The organism is Janthinobacterium sp. GW823-FHT06H09 (assembly GCF_058794735.1).
This window is the reverse complement of record NZ_JBXAHC010000003.1, coordinates 210604-225065: the sequence shown is the minus strand read 5'-3', so window position 1 is coordinate 225065 and position 14462 is coordinate 210604. Positions and strand designations below refer to the sequence as shown.

Here is a 14462-nt window from a genome sequence, read left to right as displayed (position 1 = left end):
CGCCCCAAGCTGTTGCAAGAATGGTCAAAAAGACCTCGGCACCAGTTCACTATAAAACATAGGGAGACAAACCATGGCATCACCATCCGGCTCGGCCGACGTACGGAAAATGTCCACCAAGGGAACGCCGATTACGCCCGAGGAACGCAAGGTCATCTTTGCATCCTCGCTCGGCACCGTTTTTGAATGGTACGATTTTTACCTGTACGGTTCGCTAGCATCGATCATCGCCAAGCAATTCTTCATCGGCGACCCCACCACCACCTTCATTTTCGCGCTGCTGGCCTTTGCCGCCGGCTTCATCGTGCGTCCGTTCGGCGCGCTGGTCTTCGGCCGCCTGGGCGACATGATCGGCCGCAAGTACACTTTCCTGATCACGATTCTGATCATGGGCGGCTCCACCTTCATCGTCGGCTTGCTGCCGGGCCATGCGTCCATCGGCATCGCCGCACCGATCATCCTCGTCATCCTGCGCATCCTGCAAGGCCTGGCGCTGGGCGGCGAATACGGCGGCGCAGCCACCTATGTGGCCGAGCACGCGCCTGAAGGCAAGCGCGGCGCGTTCACGGCGTGGATACAGACGACGGCAACGCTGGGCTTCTTCCTGTCGCTGATGGTCATCCTGGGCACCCGCCTGGCGACCGGCGAGAAGGATTTCGAGGCCTGGGGCTGGCGCATTCCCTTCCTCGTTTCCGTCATCCTGCTCGGTATTTCCGTGTGGATCCGCCTGGCCATGAATGAATCGCCGGCGTTTGCCAAGATGAAGGCCGAGGGCAAGACCTCGAAGGCGCCGCTGACGGAAGCGTTCGGCAAGTGGAAAAACCTGAAGATCGTCATCCTGGCCCTGATCGGCCTGACCGCCGGCCAGGCCGTCGTCTGGTACACGGGCCAGTTCTACGCCCTGTTCTTCATGATCCAGACCCTGAAAGTGGACCTGGCCACGGCCAACGTGCTCGTCGCCATCGCCCTGCTGCTGGCCACGCCGTTCTTCCTGTTCTTCGGCAGCCTGTCGGACCGCATCGGCCGCAAGTACATCATCCTCGGCGGCTGCCTGATCGCCGCCCTGACCTACTTCCCGATCTTCAACGGCCTGACCCACTTCGCCAATCCGCAGCTGGAAGCTGCACTGAAGAACTCGCCAGTGGTGGTGGTGGCCGATCCCGCTTCCTGCCACTTCCAGTTCAACATGACCGGCACCAAGAAGTTCCCGTCGTCGTGCGACATCGCCACGGGCTTCCTGTCGAACAGCTCGGTGAACTACACGAAGGAAGACGCGCCAGCGGGCAGCATCGCCAAGGTACGCATCGGCACGAAGGAATTTACGTCGTTTAACGCCGTCATGACGCCGGACGGCCTGAACTTCGATGCCGAGAGCAAGGCCCATGAAGCAGCGCTGAAGAAAGAAATCGGCGCCGGCATCAAGGAAGCGGGCTACCCTGCGAAAGCCGATCCAGACCAGATCAACAAGCCGATGGTCGTCTTGCTGCTGTTCATCCTGGTGCTGTACGTGACCATGGTGTATGGCCCGATCGCCGCCATGCTGGTGGAAATGTTCCCGACGCGTATACGTTACACGTCGATGTCCCTGCCCTACCATATCGGTAACGGCTGGTTCGGCGGCTTGCTGCCGACCACGGCCTTCGCGCTGGTGGCCTTCAAGGGCGATATCTATTACGGCCTGTGGTATCCGATCGTCGTCGCCCTGGCGACTGTCGTGATCGGCACCCTGTTCGTCAAGGAAACCAAGGACAACAATATCTACGCCGACGACTGATCTGATGCATGCCCCGGTCGCCAGGCCGGGGCCCGCAAAGCAAAACGCCGCTGACTCGTCAGCGGCGTTTGTTTTTTTAAGCAGCACATGCGGCGCAGGCGGCGGCAAGCCTATTTTTCGCTCTTGCCCTTTTTCAGCTGGTCGCGCTGCTGCACGTATTCCTGATAGCTGGTCTGGTTGCGCTTGCGGCAGGCGTTGCGGTCGTCGAAATTATTGAGGCTGTTGCAATACTCGCCGATCTTGTCCCGGTTCGCGTCATACAGTACTTCGCAGCCAGTGATGGCCAGCAAGAAGGGAACGATCAGATATTTCATTGCTACTCTCATGGATAGGGACGGATTGCGCGAAAAAACACCAGATTGCCCGCTGGATAAGCGTGCAGCTTTATCTTAACGCGATCCTGGCGAAAAGTACAAGCGCTCGGTATTACTAAATAGAAAGGATTCCCGGCGCGCCGCGCGCCAGGGCAGCCACCTCATCGGCACCGGCATCCTCATTCAACAGCGGGTTGGCCGCCGCAAACGCCGCCAGGTGCTCGAGCAGCACGCGCACGCGGGCCGGCAGGTAGCGCCGCTGCGTCCACACGGCGTACACGTGGCGCGGCTGCGGCATCCAGTCGGGCAAGACGCGCACGAGCGAACCGCGCGCCACCTCGTCGCGGCACTGCAAAAGCGGACACAGCAGGATGCCGATGCCCGCGTCGGCCATTTCCACGGCCAGGCGCATTTCGTTGACGCGGAGGCGCGCCTGCGGCTCGATCAGCATTTCGGCGCCGTCGCCGGGCCGCCGCAGCCGCCAGCTGCGCAGCGGTTCGGCCACGATCAGCTCGTGCTTTTCCAGTTCCTGCAAGTCGCGCGGCACGCCCGCGCGCGCCAGGTAGCCGGGCGCGGCCACCATCACCAGCGCGGCGCTGCCCAGGCGGCGCTGCATCAGCGAAGAATCGTCGAGCGCGCCCACGCGAATGGCCAGGTCGGCGCCGCTGCCCACGAGGTCTTGCAGCAGGTTCGACAGTTCCAGTTCCAGGCGGATATCCGGATACTGCTGCATGAAGCTGACCCAGGCGGGCGTCAGCAAGCCGCTGGCAAAGTTCACGGGCGCCAGCACGCGGATACTGCCCGAAACGGCCGACAGACTGGCGTCGAGCTGCTGCGTCGCCTGCCGCAGCGCGTGCACGAGGGGACGGCACTGCTCGTAGTATTGCCAGCCTTCCGCCGTCGGCTGCAGGCGGCGCGCGCTGCGGTTCAGCAAACGGTAACCGAGCTGGCTTTCCAGCTTCTGCAGCCGGCGCGTGACGGTGGCGGCGGGCAAGTCTTCCTTGACGGCCGCCGCATGCAGGCTGCCCGCCTCGACGATGGCGACAAACAGGGCTAGATCATCAAGCATGATTCGTCGAGCATGATTGCATTTTCGGAATTTGAAATTAAAAATATGGCTCTAGTATAGATTGCCGCAAGTTGTTACGCTGCATATCTTCACCATTTTGAAAGTGTCCCATGACCGACGCCCTGCGCCTGCGCTGCGTATTTGCCTTTCTGATGTCGCTGCTCATGACCCTGCTGATGAGCGCCTGGGTCACCTGGCTCAATATCGGTTTGCAGGCGGACTTCCTGCCCCGCTGGCGCCATGCCTTCTTTGCCGCGTGGCCCGTGGCCTTCTGCGCCGTGATGCTGTTCGCGCCCCGCGTGCAGCTGATGAGCCGCAACATCGTGGCGCGGCTGGCCAGCCGCCCTTAACCGGCAGTCGGCCAGCAACAGTATCACTCGGTCACTCCCGCCCACGGCCGCCCTGATCCGGGCTATGCTATGGCCGTCCTGTTTTTTACAGCGGAGTGCCCATGCTCGATCACGTATCCCTCACCGTCAGCGACCTGGAACGCGCCGAGCGCTTCTATGACGCCGTCTTTGCCGCGCTGGAGGTGCCCAAGGTGGGCAGCGACCATGCCAACGCCTGGATAGGCTACGGCGAGCGCAGCGATGCACAGCACCCCGAGCGCAGCTACTTTTCCGTGCGCCTGGGCCCGCAGCCCGACGACGCGCCGCGCCGCCACTGCTGCTTCAAGGCCCCCTCGCGCGCGGCCGTGGACGCGTTTTGGCAGGCCGGACTGGCGCATGGCGGCATCGACCTGGGCGCGCCCGGCCTGCGCCACTATCACGCCAGCTATTACGCGGCCTTTCTGTTCGATCCGGACGGCAACCGGATCGAAGCCGTCTGCCACCGCGCCGAGGCCGGCTGACAGGTGGGGAAATCCGGCTCTGTTCGGCATTTCCACTTCGAGACGATTTGCCTATAATGGCTGGCACGCCATACCGGTCCGTGAACAAAGAAGGAGATTCATGCATCATCTATTCGTCGGCCGCCCCGCGCGCACCATGCTCCTCTCCAGCGCCGGCTTGCTGCTGGCAGGCTGTTTTTCCGGCTGCTCTCTGTTTCCATCCGCCCCGGCCACGCCAGGTGTGCCGGCCACTGCGGCCCTGCCCGACGCCAGCATCGCGTATACCCTGAGCGGCCAGGACGGCTTGCCCGTCGTGTTCCAGTCGGCCATGGGCGACGGCAAGGATGTATGGGCCAAGGTCGTGCCGGAAGTCGCCCGGCAGCACCGCGTGCTCGTCTACGACCGTCCCGGCTATGGCGACAGCCAGAAGACCACCACGCCGCGCGATCCCTGCACCATTGCCGCCCAGCAGCGCGCCCTGCTGGCGCAAGCGGGCCTGAAGCCGCCGTATGTGCTGGTCGGCCATGGCTTGGGCGGGCTGTACCAGTACGTGTATGCCAGGCTGTACCCGCAGGACGTGGCCGGTCTGGTCCTCCTCGACCCCACGCACCCGCAGCAGTGGAACCGCCTGCAGACGGACGCGTCCACCTACGCCATGCTCGTGAAGACGCGGCGCAAACTCATGTTCAACAGTACGGAATCGGCCGAATTCGATGCCCAGACGCAATGTCTGCAACACGTCGACATGAACAGCCCGCTGCGCGTGCCCGCCATGCTGCTGGTGCGCGACAAGTTCGGCATCGAGGAAATGGGCTCGTTTGAAAACGTGGTGCGGGCGCAGGAAAAGGATTGGCAGCGCCTGTCCGGCGCGCCGGCCATCGAGCGCATCACGGGCGCCGGCTATTACATCCAGAAAGACAACCCCGTCATCGTCAACGAGGCGGTCAAGATGGTGGCGAAGAAGAAGTAAAACATGCTTGCTGGCGTCCGTGGTGGTGTCGGATTACGCGGCGTGCCGCCGCTAATCCGACCTACGCCTCTACGAGGGCTCAAGAGCCGGGTAGGTCGGATTAGCGCGGCAAAGCCGCGCGTAATCCGACAATATTGTTGGCGTCGGCTTAGCTATTGAAACCCTTGCCTTCGCCCGCCAGCTTCACCAGCAGCGGCGCCGGCGTCCACGCTTCGCCGTGGCGGCCTTTGGCGTAGCCGGCGATCGTATCGAGCACGTTCGGCAAGCCCACCGTGTCCGCGTAGAACATCGGGCCGCCGCGGAACAGCGGGAAGCCGTAGCCCGTCAAATACACCATGTCGATATCCGAGGCGCGCAAGGCGATGCCCTCTTCCAGGATGCGCGCGCCTTCATTGACGAGCGCATACACGAGGCGTTCGACGATTTCCTGGTCGCTGATCTTGCGCCGCGTCACGCCGATGTCGGCGGAATGCTGGACGATCATGGCGTTGACCTGTTCCGACGGATACGCCTTGCGGTCGCCCGCCTTGTAGTCATACCAGCCGGCGCCCGTCTTCTGGCCGTAGCGCCCCAGTTCGCACAGCAGGTCGGCCGTCTTCGAATACGTGACGTCCGGCTTTTCCACGTAGCGGCGCTTGCGGATGGCCCAGCCAATGTCGTTGCCGGCCAGGTCGCCCATGCGGAACGGACCCATGGCAAAGCCGAATTTCTCGACGGCCTTGTCGACCTGCTCCGGCAAGCAGCCTTCTTCCAGAAGGAAACCGGCCTGGCGGCTGTATTGCTCGATCATGCGGTTGCCGATAAAGCCGTCGCACACGCCCGAGACGACGCCCGTCTTCTTCAGCTTTTTCGACAGCGCCAGCGCCGTGGCCAGCACGTCCTTGCCCGTTTCCTTGCCACGCACGATTTCCAGCAGTTTCATGACGTTCGCCGGGCTGAAGAAATGCGTACCGATCACGTCTTGCGGACGCTGGGTGAACGCGGCGATCTTGTCCAGGTCCAGGGTGGACGTGTTCGAGGCAAGGATGGCGCCCGGCTTCATGACGGCGTCAAGCTGCTTGAAGACGGTTTCCTTCACGCCCAGTTCTTCGAACACGGCTTCGATGACGATGTCGGCTTGCGCGATGTCGGCATACGCCAACGTGCCGCTGACCAGCGCGATGCGCTGCTCGGCCTTCTCTTGCGTCAACTTGCCCTTCTTGACCGTGTTTTCATAATTCTTGCGGATCGTGGCCAGGCCTTTGTCCAGCGCTTCCTGCTTCGTTTCCAGCAGCATCACGGGAATGCCCGCGTTGGCGAAGTTCATGGCGATGCCGCCGCCCATGGTGCCGGCGCCCACGATGGCCGCGCTGGCGATCGTGCGCACGGGCGTGTCGGCCGGCACGTCGGGCACCTTGCTGGCGACCCGTTCGGCAAAGAAGGCGTGGCGCAGGGCTTTCGATTCCGGCGACTGCACCAGTTGCATGAACAGTTCGCGCTCGTACTTCAAGCCATCGTCGAATTTCATCGTCACGGCGGCCGCCACGGCGTCCACGCATTTGAGCGGCGCCGGGAACGGGCCGGACATGGCTTTGACGGTATTGCGCGAAAACTGCAGGAACGCTTCATGGTTCGGGTAATCGACCTTGCGCTCGCGCACTTTCGGCAGCGGGCGCACGTCGGCCACTTTCGTGGCGAAGGCCACGGCGGCATGCAGCAAGTCGGCGCCGGGGGCGATGACTTCGTCGAACAGGGCCGTGCCGGCCAGTTTTTCGGACGCCACGGGCGTGCCCGAGACGATCATATTGAGGGCCATTTCCAGGCCCAGCACACGCGGCAGGCGCTGCGTGCCGCCCGCGCCCGGCAAGATGCCGAGTTTGACTTCCGGCAAGGCCATCTGCGCGCCGGGCGCGGCCACGCGGTAGTTGCAACCGAGCGCCAGCTCCAGGCCGCCACCCATGCAGACGCTGTGGATCGCTGCCACGATGGGCTTGGTCGACTGTTCGACGACGTTGATCAGAGTGTGCAGGGTCGGTTCCGTGAGCGCCTTGGGCGAATTGAATTCCTTGATATCGGCGCCGCCCGAAAAGGCCTTGCCGGCGCCCGTGATGACGATGGCTTTGACGGTCTCGTCCGCCAGCGCCTGGCGGATGCCGGTCACGGCGGCCGTGCGCGTCGCCAGGCCCAGACCATTGACGGGCGGATTGGCCAGGGTAATGACGGCAACGGCGCCGTTCACTTGATATTCAGCACTCATGTCTCTTCCTTATTGGTTTTGCTCAACGTATGAGGTGGTTGCAAGGGATGAAGCTTTACTATACCGCATAAAAGAACGCTCGTATTATTTTTGTCGTGTGCGCGCGGCCGCCAGCATGCTGCGCCATGGTACAACATCGTTTGCGGATCGATTCTGCTGCCGACAGCAAACTCCGGCAGAAGCTATCAATTGGATATTCATTCAAATAACAAAACCGCAATAATAATAACGTCGTTTTATTATACGAAGGAATGCGTTTGTGATATGCCGGCATGGGGTAATTACGACAATACTTACATTATTTATTCCCTCCCCTTGTTTTTCGCCAGACGCTGGGGAATAATAAAATTATTGATTCAAATCAATACTCTACAATTTATCTCCTATAGGCCAAGCGCAGAAAAAACGTGGGCGGCAGTTCATTGCGCACATTCTCACCGATTATCACCAAATCACGGCCGATGCAATGACATTTTTGCCTTATACGGATAGCAGAAAAATAATAACAGCAGCCTTATCGCCCCCATTCCTCTTCTCATATCGAAGGACATACTATGGACGCAGCCAGCCATGTCAGCCCCACGCAGGATCTGGACTTAGAAGCGATAAATACTGCATTGAACCGTGTCCAGGCCGTCATCGAATTCGAACTCGACGGCACCATCCTGCATGCGAATGACAATTTCCTGCGTGTCGTCGGATACAGCCTGGCCGAGGTGCAAGGCAAGCACCATGCCATCTTCTGCGATCCCGAGTATGTAAAAACGGCCGAATACGCCAACTTCTGGGCCAAGCTGGCACGCGGCGAATTCGACCAGGGCGAATACAAGCGCCGCGCCAGGGATGGCCGCGAAGTGTGGATCAACGCTTCCTACAACCCCATCCTCGACGCGGACGGCAAACCGTATAAAGTCATCAAGTTCGCCACCGACATCACGGCCAGCAAGCACCGCAACGCCGATTATGAAGGCAAGATCGACGCCATCAGCAAGGCCCAGGCCGTGATCGAGTTCCGGCTCGACGGCACCATCATCCGCGCCAACGACAATTTCCTCAAGTCCGTCGGCTACACGCTCGACGAGATCGAAGGCAAGCACCACCGCATGTTTTGCGAGCCCGAGTACGCCAAGAGCGCGGAGTACGCGCAGTTCTGGCAAAAACTGGGCAAGGGCGAGTTCGACGCAGGCGAATACAAGCGCCTCACCAAGGACGGACGCGAAATCTGGCTCAATGCCTCGTACAACCCCATCTTTGACGCGGAGGGCCGCCCCTTCAAGGTGGTCAAGTTCGCCAGCGATGTGACGGCCCTGAAAAAGCGCAATGCCGAATACGAAGGCAAGGTCAGCGCCATCGGCAAGGCACAGGCCGTGATCGAATTCGACATGCAGGGCAAGGTGCTCGATGCCAACGGCAATTTCCTCGCCGTCATGGACTATGACTTGAGCGATATCCAGGGCGAACACCACCGCATGTTCTGCGAGCCCGAGTATGCGGGCAGCGCCGAGTACAAGAAATTCTGGCAAAAACTCAACCGGGGCGAATTCGACGCGGGCCGCTACAAGCGCCTGGGCAACCATGGCAAGGTGGTGTGGATACAAGCGACCTACAACCCCATCCTGGACCTGAACGGCAAGCCGTATAAAGTGGTCAAGTTCGCCATCGACATCACGGACCAGGTGAACCTGGAAAACAGCATCCAGGCCAAGGCCGCCAACGACAGCCGCAAGGTCAATGCCCTGCTCGACTCGGTGGCGCGCGCGGCGCAAGGCGACCTGACCTGCCATATCGTGCCCGAAGGCGGCGAACCGATCGATTTGCTGGCCGGCGGCATCAGCAAGATGATCGTCGACTTGCGTGGCGTCATCGGCAACGTGGTATCGGCGGCCAACGGCTTTGCCGAGGCTTCGCACACGATCGCCGAACGGGCCACGGGCGTAGCCGTGGGCACGCAGGCGCTGGGGGCCACGGTGGAAGAAATGAACGCCTCCATCGACGGCTTGACGTTTTCCATCAATTCCATCGCGGAAAACACCTCGAACGCCGATTCGCTGGCGAAAGCCACGCAGCAGGAAGCGGAATCGGGCGCGCGCGCCGTCGCCAAATCGATCGAGGCGATGGACCTGATCAACCGCTCGTCGGAAGACATCGGCGAAATCGTCAAGGTCATCAGCGAAATCGCCAACCAGACCAACATGCTGGCCTTCAATGCGGCCATCGAGGCGGCGCGCGCGGGCGAGCACGGCCTGGGCTTTTCCGTCGTCGCCGACGAGGTGCGCAAGCTGGCCGAGCGTTCCTCGCAGGCGACCAAGGAAATTTCCAAGCTGATCAACGAATCCGTCAAGCGGGTGTCCACCGGCAGCGAGATTTCGCGCCAGGCCAGCGACGCCTTCGACAAGATCGTCTCGGGCGTGGCCAAGACCACGCTGGCCATCTCCGATATCTCGAAGGCGGCCAACGAGCAGCTGCTGACGGCGCGCGAAGTGTCGACGGCGATCCAGTACATCGCCGAGGAAACGGAAAAGTCGGCCGCCAACTGCGACAGCATCGCCCGTTCGACGGATGGCTTGAACGAGCGCGCGGGCAGCCTGAACCAGACTGTCTCCGGCTTCGTGGTGTAGGCCATGAGCCACGCGGCCACCTTGACGCCCGAGGTGCTGACGACGCTGATCGCGCTGGTGCGCCAGCATACGGGCATCGCCATGACCGCGCGCAAGAGCGTCTTGCTGGAACGGCGTTTGCAGCCACGGTTGCATGCGCTGTCCCTGACCAACTACCAGGCGTACCTGGACCGGGTGGCCAGCGACCGCGACGAGGTCGCCCATTTCATCGACCTGGTGACCACCAACGACACCCTGTTCTTCCGCACGCCGCAGGTCTGGGATTACTTCCGCGACCGCTACCTGCCCGCCTGGGCGCGCGCCCATCCCGACGGCTGCCTCGCCATCTGGTCGGCGGCCGCCGCCAGCGGCGAGGAGCTGTATTCGATCGCCATGCTGTGCGAGCAATTCAAGCTGCAAGTGCCCGCCTTCCGCTACCAGATCCTGGCCAGCGACATTTCGCAGCAGATCCTCGCGGCGGCGAAGGCCGGCCAGTACAGCGGGCGCTCCGTCGAGCGTATCCGGCTGTCGCACCCGGACTTGCTGCGCAAATATTTCTCGCCCGCGCCATATGGCGTCAAGGTCAACGACGAGCTGCGGCAGCATGTCAGCTTTGCCCAGCATAACCTGCTCGAAGCGCTGCGCCCGGCGCGCCAATTCGACCTGGTGTTCCTGCGCAATGTACTGATTTATTTCGACGCGGAGCACCAGGAAGCCGTGCTGCGCCAGACGCGCCTGAGTCTCAAGGATGAAGGCCGGCTGATCCTGGGCGAGTCGGAAACGATCGCCCGCCTCGGTACCGGCTATCAGTTCGAATTTCCCATGATTTACAAGGCGGGCAGCGCATGAGCATCATCATCGAACATGGCCTGGCGCCGCAACATGTTGGCATGGGGCAACTTAGCGTCGGTACGCATGGCGAGCAGCTGCAAGCCTTGCTCGGCTCCTGTATCGGCATCGGCTTCATCTGGAAAAACGGCCCCTGCTGCGGCCTGGCCCACTGCTTGCTGCCGGAAGCGCCCGGTGCCGGGCATGCCCTTGGCGCCCGCTATGTGAGCCAGGCCGTGCCCTCGTTGCTGCGCCTGATGGGCGTGCGCCAGGCCGATTATGCCGATATCGAGGTGGTGCTGGCAGGCGGCGCCAGCATGTTCGGCCCCGCCCACGTCCACGGCCGCCTGCAGGTGGGCCGGCAAAACGCGGAAGCGGCGCAAAAATACCTGGCCCAGTGCGGCTTGCACGTCAGTTTTTGCGCGCTGGGAGGCCGCCACGGGCGCCAGCTGCTGATCGATTGCGCCCGGCACAGCTACGCCGTCACCGAGGTGGTGGCGCCACCCGAATGGATTCCACGCAAGGAAGGCGCATATGGATATGCATGAAGCGACGGGCTTGCAGGCCCATGGCGCAAGCGACACGGCCGCCGAACTGTTCGGCTCCTTCCACCTGGGCGGCGATGAATTCGCCCTGCCCGCCAGCTGCATCCGCGAAGTGGTGAACTATCCCGCGAAAGTCACGGCCCTGCCCCTGTCGCCCACGTATCTGGAAGGCATGTTCACCTTGCGCGGCAGCGTCATTCCGGTAGTCAACCTGGGGCGCTTGTTCCGCGCCGATGCGCCGCGCGCCGTGGCCACGGACAAGATCGCCATCCTCGATTTCCAGCAAGTACTGATCGGCATCGTCTTCCAGGATACGGGCGAAATCCTGCGCGTGCCCGCCAGCGCGCGCAGCGCCCTGCAATATGCGGCCGGCGACAGCCAGGCCGTCATCGCCGGCACGATTTTGCTCGACGGCGGCGCGCGCCTGCTGCAGATACTCGACCCGCACGCCCTGCTGCGCATCGAAAACGTGCCCCACGTACTGGCCCTGCAGGCGACGGGCGCCAAGCTGAGCACGGCCCGCTACCATGCGCAAAGCGAACGCCGCCAGTGCGTCAGCTTCCATGCGGCCGGCGCCACGTTTGCCTTCGAAATGCTGGCCATCCAGGAAATCATCAAGGTGCCGGAACTGCACAGTTCCCTGCTGAACAACGAACTGTGCCTGGGGCGCATGCATTTCCGCGGCAACCAGGTGGCCGTCGTCGACTTCGGCGCCCTGCTGCAGGCGCCTGCGTGCGGCAAGGCGGCCAGGGAAGCCACGCCGGACCAGCGCGTCATCGTCGTGCGCCTCGACGGCACGACCGTGGGCTTCCTCGTCGACTCCGTCGACAGCATCGTGCATTTCTTTGGCGACCAGGTGTTGCCGATCCCCCTGCTGAGCAAGGCGCGCGCCGCCATGTTTGCCGGCTGCATCACGAAAGAGGGCTTGGGCGACATCATTTTCCTGAACCACAAGGACATCCTGTCGCAGGCGGAGATCGTCGAGATGCGCGACGGCCACGCGCGCCTGTACCCGGCCGACACGGAAACGGGCGCCGCCACGCACAAGGCGCGGCGCCGCGTCTACATCACCTTTACAGTGGAAACCCGCTTCGCCGTGGAAATCGGGCAAGTGCGCGAAATTATCGATTTCAGCCACGCCATCACCACGCCGCCCGGGATGCCGGCCTGCATGCTCGGCATGCTCAACTTGCGTCAGCAAATGATCAGCATCATTGATCTGCGCCAGCTGTATGCGATGCCGGCCCTGCCGGACGCCAGCAGCGGCAAGATCTTGATCGTGGAACGGGGCGCCGAACGCTACGGCTTCCTCGTCGACCATGTCGACAACATCATGACCATCTCGGACAGCCAGCGCTTTGCGGCGCCGCAAATCATCCGCACGGGAGAGCACGACGACTTGCGCAGCGAAATGGATGAAATGATCGACATCGGCACGGATGCGCAGCGCCAGACCCTGTCCGTCTTCCAGTGCGATCATCTGCTGGAAAAGCTGGAGACGGCGCTGCCGCAAGCGGCCTAGCTTGCCTTCCATCCCCGGCAACTGGTGTCCCTTGAACTGCTCGCGCAGCTTGTTCTTCTGAATCTTGCCCGTGGCGCCCATGGGCAAGGCGTCGATGAACAGCACGTCGTCGGGCGTCCACCACTTGGCGATCTTGCCCTCAAAGAACTGCAGCAAGGCGTCGCGCGTGACCGTCATGCCGGGGCGCAGCACCACGACGAGCACGGGACGCTCGTCCCATTTCGGGTGGAACACGCCGATGCAGGCCGCCTGCAGCACGGCCGGGTGGGCCATGGCCAGGTTTTCCAGGTCGATGGTGCCGATCCACTCGCCGCCCGACTTGATCACGTCCTTGCTGCGGTCCGTGATCTGCATGTAGCCGTCCGCATCGATGGTGGCCACGTCGCCCGTGGGGAACCAGCCATCCTGCAGCACTTCGCCGCCCTCGTTCTTGTAGTACGAGGAAATGATCCACGGCCCCTTCACCAGCAGATGGCCATACGCCACGCCATCCCACGGCAATTCCTTGCCGTCGTCGTCGACGATCTTCATGTCCACGCCGTAGATCGCGTGGCCCTGCTTTTGCAGGATCTTGCGCTGCTCGTCCTTCGGCAAGTCCAGGTGCTTGGTCTGCAAGCCGCCGGCCGTGCCCAGCGGCGACATTTCCGTCATGCCCCAGGCGTGGATGACCTCGATGTCGAACTTGTCGATCAGGGTATCCATCATGGCCGGCGGGCACGCCGCGCCGCCGATCACCGTGCGGCGGAAGGTGGAAAACGTCAAGTTATTCTGCAAGGCGTGGTTCAGCAAGCCCAGCCAGACGGTGGGCACGCCGGCCGAGAACGTCACTTTTTCCGCCTCGAACAATTCATACAGCGACTTGCCGTCCAGCGCCGCGCCGGGAAACACCATGCGCGCGCCGGACAGGGGCACGGAATACGGCAAGCCCCAGGCATTCACGTGGAACATGGGCACGACGGGCAGCACCGTGTCGGAGGCGCGCACGTTCAGGGCGCTGGGCATGGCCGACGCATACGCGTGCAGCACGGTCGAGCGGTGCGAATACAGGGCGCCCTTGGGATTGCCCGTCGTGCCCGACGTATAGCACAGGGTGGCGGCCGAGTTCTCGTCGAACAAGGGCCATGCGTAGTCGTCCGAATGCGTGGCGATCAAGTCTTCATAGCACAGCAGGTCGGGGATGGTGCTGCTGGCGGGCATGCGCTCGCGGTCGCACATCAGGACGAAATGGCGGACAAAGGTGCAGTCGGCGGCGATTTTTTCCACCACGGGCAAAAAGGTCAGGTCGAACAATAAAACCTGGTCTTCCGCATGGTTTGAGATGTAGGCGATCTGGTCGGGGAACAGGCGCGGATTGATCGTGTGCAGCACAGCGCCCGAGCCGGACACGGCATAGTACGCTTCCAGGTGGCGATAGCCATTCCAGGCCAAGGTGGCGACCCGGTCGCCCATGCCGATGCCGAGGCCATGCAAGGCATTGGCCAGCCGGCGCGCGCGCTGGTGGCAATCGCGGTAGGTGTAGCGGTGCAGATCGCCTTCCACCCGGCGCGAAATGATTTCGCTGCCGCCATAATGACGCGCTGCAAACTCGATAATGCTGGAAATCAGCAGGGGCTGATTCATCATCTGGCCCATCACTGGACTCAAGGGGAATGCCGACATCGTGTCTCCTGGGGTAGCTACTCGGTTATTGTTGGAATTGACAGATTTTTTCCTAGTTTCGTACGGTCGTGCGGAAATCGTCAACGCATTTCGATATTGCGCTGCAGCATGGAATTTTT

At 62.2% G+C, this 14462-nt stretch carries 11 protein-coding genes and 1 pseudogene; 8 read left to right on the top strand and 4 right to left on the bottom strand.

Annotated elements, in window-relative coordinates:
* Positions 1 to 73: 73 nt before the first annotated feature.
* Positions 74 to 1774, top strand: coding sequence for an MFS transporter (locus AC1Q6X_RS05835; RefSeq protein ID WP_070288491.1), 1701 nt, complete (start codon positions 74 to 76; stop codon positions 1772 to 1774).
* A gap of 110 nt (positions 1775 to 1884) precedes the next feature.
* Here AC1Q6X_RS05835 and AC1Q6X_RS05830 read toward each other — a convergent pair whose 3' ends face one another.
* Together AC1Q6X_RS05830 and AC1Q6X_RS05825 are read right to left on the bottom strand one after the other, a co-directional pair.
* Positions 1885 to 2088 (bottom strand): hypothetical protein, encoded by a 204-nt coding sequence (locus tag AC1Q6X_RS05830; RefSeq protein ID WP_070218363.1) that lies wholly within the window; start codon positions 2086 to 2088, stop codon positions 1885 to 1887.
* Positions 2089 to 2203: 115 nt separating this feature from the next.
* A complete protein-coding gene (locus AC1Q6X_RS05825; RefSeq protein WP_492495692.1) occupies positions 2204 to 3157 on the bottom strand; it encodes a LysR family transcriptional regulator in 954 nt (317 codons plus the stop codon).
* 110 nt (positions 3158 to 3267) lie between these two features.
* Between AC1Q6X_RS05825 and AC1Q6X_RS05820 the strand changes: the two genes are divergently transcribed.
* From AC1Q6X_RS05820 to AC1Q6X_RS05810, 3 genes are all read left to right on the top strand, one after another.
* Entirely contained in the window at positions 3268 to 3507 is a 240-nt protein-coding gene (locus AC1Q6X_RS05820) for a DUF2798 domain-containing protein (RefSeq protein WP_492495690.1), read from the top strand.
* 101 nt (positions 3508 to 3608) lie between these two features.
* The gene (locus AC1Q6X_RS05815; protein WP_492495688.1) at positions 3609 to 4007 is read left to right on the top strand and encodes a VOC family protein; all 399 of its coding nucleotides are present in this window, start codon (positions 3609 to 3611) and stop codon (positions 4005 to 4007) included.
* A 100-nt stretch (positions 4008 to 4107) separates the two neighbouring features.
* The gene (locus AC1Q6X_RS05810; protein ID WP_230503029.1) at positions 4108 to 4956 is read left to right on the top strand and encodes an alpha/beta fold hydrolase; all 849 of its coding nucleotides are present in this window, start codon (positions 4108 to 4110) and stop codon (positions 4954 to 4956) included.
* 148 nt (positions 4957 to 5104) lie between these two features.
* Here the strand turns inward: AC1Q6X_RS05810 and AC1Q6X_RS05805 are convergent, their stop codons facing one another.
* Positions 5105 to 7192: a 3-hydroxyacyl-CoA dehydrogenase NAD-binding domain-containing protein gene (locus AC1Q6X_RS05805; protein WP_492495685.1), complete on the bottom strand. Its 2088-nt coding sequence runs from the start codon at positions 7190 to 7192 to the stop codon at positions 5105 to 5107.
* Positions 7193 to 7809: 617 nt separating this feature from the next.
* Here AC1Q6X_RS05805 and AC1Q6X_RS05800 point away from each other — a divergent pair.
* Genes AC1Q6X_RS05800 through AC1Q6X_RS05785 form a run of 4 tightly spaced genes read left to right on the top strand, consistent with a single transcriptional unit; the run spans position 7810 to position 12684 of the window.
* Positions 7810 to 9810, top strand: coding sequence for a methyl-accepting chemotaxis protein (locus tag AC1Q6X_RS05800; RefSeq protein WP_230503027.1), 2001 nt, complete (start codon positions 7810 to 7812; stop codon positions 9808 to 9810).
* Positions 9811 to 9813: 3 nt separating this feature from the next.
* Complete coding sequence (locus AC1Q6X_RS05795; protein ID WP_070288497.1) at positions 9814 to 10638, top strand: CheR family methyltransferase; 825 nt, start codon at positions 9814 to 9816, stop codon at positions 10636 to 10638.
* Entirely contained in the window at positions 10635 to 11165 is a 531-nt protein-coding gene (locus AC1Q6X_RS05790) for a chemotaxis protein CheD (protein WP_070288498.1), read from the top strand. The genes AC1Q6X_RS05795 and AC1Q6X_RS05790 overlap by 4 nt, the downstream gene beginning before the upstream one ends.
* Positions 11152 to 12684 carry a chemotaxis protein CheW gene (locus AC1Q6X_RS05785; RefSeq protein ID WP_492496056.1) on the top strand — a complete coding sequence of 511 codons (1533 nt, stop codon included), beginning with the start codon at positions 11152 to 11154 and terminating at the stop codon, positions 12682 to 12684. Before AC1Q6X_RS05790 ends, AC1Q6X_RS05785 begins: the two co-directional genes overlap by 14 nt.
* 15 nt (positions 12685 to 12699) lie before the next feature.
* On the opposite strand, the pseudogene AC1Q6X_RS05780 reads toward AC1Q6X_RS05785, so the two are convergent.
* Positions 12700 to 14343 (bottom strand): annotated as a pseudogene (locus AC1Q6X_RS05780) (3-(methylthio)propionyl-CoA ligase); the annotation flags it as partial.
* Positions 14344 to 14462: the final 119 nt, after the last annotated feature.